At 44.7% G+C, this 519-nt stretch carries 2 pseudogenes; both read right to left on the bottom strand.

The annotated features are described in order from the left end of the window. Nucleotides 1–254 (bottom strand): annotated as a pseudogene (locus R7Z49_RS27540) (chitinase); the annotation flags it as partial. A gap of 131 nt (nucleotides 255–385) precedes the next feature. Next, a pseudogene (locus R7Z49_RS27545) lies at nucleotides 386–519 on the bottom strand (sugar-binding transcriptional regulator); the annotation flags it as partial.

The following is a 519-nucleotide window of genomic DNA, read 5'->3' on the forward strand; positions in this document are numbered from 1 at the left end:
TAGGGATCTTTTCCTTCGCATTGTTTAGCTACTAAGTTTTGCACCGTTTCAGAGGCACCGGTATGAGGACCGCACATACTGAGAAACGCGTAAATCACATGCGTCAGTTTATCGGCGGGAATATCTTTCACCGTGTATGGGTTTTCTGCATTCGCGTACTGCCAATCCGCAAAGTAACCCGCTACGACTTTTTGCTCGGCGTGCGCCGCACCAGTTATCCCCATAATTAGTGCAGCAAGAAGTGTCTTTTTCATTGTTTTCTCCAGAGTAGGTGTACAAATTTAAAGCTACTCCTAGAGAATATTTTTAACTTGAAAACGAAATCAGGCTGCGAGTCATTTATAAATCCTCGCAGCCTGATTACATAAGTTGCATATTATTTGTGCTAACTCTCAGATGCCGCGTTGCCGTGCATCTGCTCATCCAAGTTCAATACTGTCAAAGCGTTGCTTACACTGGTAGCAATCACGTCGATTGCACCGGTACGTAACGCGCCAAGTAATGCAAGAGGTTTACTGT

The organism is Vibrio sp. 1562 (assembly GCF_033340155.1).
Lineage (GTDB): Bacteria > Pseudomonadota > Gammaproteobacteria > Enterobacterales > Vibrionaceae > Vibrio > Vibrio alginolyticus.